Origin of the sequence: Methanococcoides sp. LMO-2 (genome assembly GCF_038432375.1) — an archaeon.
GTDB classification, from domain to species: Archaea; Halobacteriota; Methanosarcinia; order Methanosarcinales; family Methanosarcinaceae; genus Methanococcoides; species Methanococcoides cohabitans.
On sequence record NZ_JBCAUS010000012.1, the window covers coordinates 1 to 1,593 of the forward strand.

Genomic DNA, 1,593 nt, shown 5'->3' on the forward strand with positions numbered 1-1,593 from the left:
CAGAAAGTTTCAGCTATTTTTCACTTTAATAATAATGTTTATATGTATTCATAAAGACATTATTATTTCATATGGTAAATAAAAAAGTTGCAATTTACATTAGGACTTCGACAGACAAACAAAAAGAATCGATTGAATTACAAACAGAAGAATTGACAAAATATTGTCAGTTGAAAGGTTATGAAATCTACAATAATTATGTTGATTTTGGTTATTCTGGAAAGAATACCGATAGACCTGCATTTAATTTATTGATGGAAGATGCAAAAGATAAAAAGTTTGATGTTGTTCTTACAACAAAGATTGACAGGTTTGCACGTTCAATTCTTGATTTACTGGTAACAGTTGAAAAACTGAAAGAATATGAAATTGATTATGCTGCAACAGACCAACCAATTGATACTTCTTCTGCAATGGGTACGCTGACACTTCAAATAATGGCATCATTTGCTGAATTTGAAAGAAAGATAATCAACGAAAGGATGAAAGCAGGAAGGGAAGCAGCAGAAAAGAATGGTAAAATTTGTCATCGACCAAGAAAAGAGATTTCCAGAAAGAAACTTGAAGAACTTGTCGGAAAAGGATTATCAGCCAATGCATGCGGAAAATTCTTTGGTGTAACTGCATCGACAATTACACATCGATTGGTTGAGTATGGATATGTTTATGAAAATGGAGAATGGAGAATTAAATACATCTGATACAAACTCTATTCTTTTTCCATTATGCAAGTATTCCATCAATTACAGGTGCAACTTTTCTATAAGCACCAATTGAATTATTGAGTTTTTCAAGGTAGTTTGTCATTAAGACAGAACCATCAGAATGTCCTATCATATACTTGATGAGGGATTCCTGAATTCCTACCTTTACACATTTATCGATGAAAAAATTCCGTCCATATTTTAACGGAAGACCTTTAATGCCGATGTATTTCCTTGCATAATCTTTATCGAGATTCATTTTCGTCAGCTTTTTTGCAAAATTGGATGGCATGAATGCTTTGAATGCTTTTTTTGTTCCACGTTCCCAATCAATGTCATAATATGCGACATCATCAAAAAAGTGTAGATTTTTCGAATCAAATTCAGTCACAATCTTGACAGCTTCTGTGATTCTTATACCACTATAATAGATGAGTTGCATTAAGATTTTTATTTGTTCATTAGTACATTCATTTAATACAGATTTCACAGCTTCATCACTTGGAACAAAGGTGTCAGTGCCAGTTTTCTTAAGTTTAAGATGATTCTTTAATTCTATAGCTCCACTGTTTGATATCAATCGTTTTTCCAAATGATAATTGATTAGATTCCTTACGCTTTTAGCGTATGGATTCCAACCTTTGTGAACAGTAGATGATATCTTAATTAAATCATCTACGTCTTCTATTACTATACCAATCAAGTATCTATCCAAATAGCTGATATAAGATTTTGCAGTTGGTTCACCAATTCTATTGAACAACCATTTTCCAAAATCTTTTTTTGTGGCTGCATAATCAATCATATACACTTCATTTGAATGCAGTGAATTTGAAGAAATCATGCCTATTGTTGTTGCTTTTTTGTCGCTTCCCAAGCTTGGGACCCG

At 32.3% G+C, this 1,593-nt stretch carries 2 protein-coding genes; one reads left to right on the top strand and one right to left on the bottom strand.

All coding sequences use genetic code 11. From position 1 onward, the window contains the following. Positions 1–71: 71 nt before the first annotated feature. Positions 72–701 carry a recombinase family protein gene (locus WOA13_RS11605; protein WP_342128061.1) on the top strand — a complete coding sequence of 210 codons (630 nt, stop codon included), beginning with the start codon at positions 72–74 and terminating at the stop codon, positions 699–701. A 22-nt stretch (positions 702–723) separates the two neighbouring features. On the opposite strand, the gene WOA13_RS11610 is transcribed toward WOA13_RS11605, so the two are convergent. Then, positions 724–1,593 (bottom strand): integrase (locus WOA13_RS11610; RefSeq protein ID WP_342128062.1); only part of this gene is annotated, 870 nt, incomplete at its 5' end.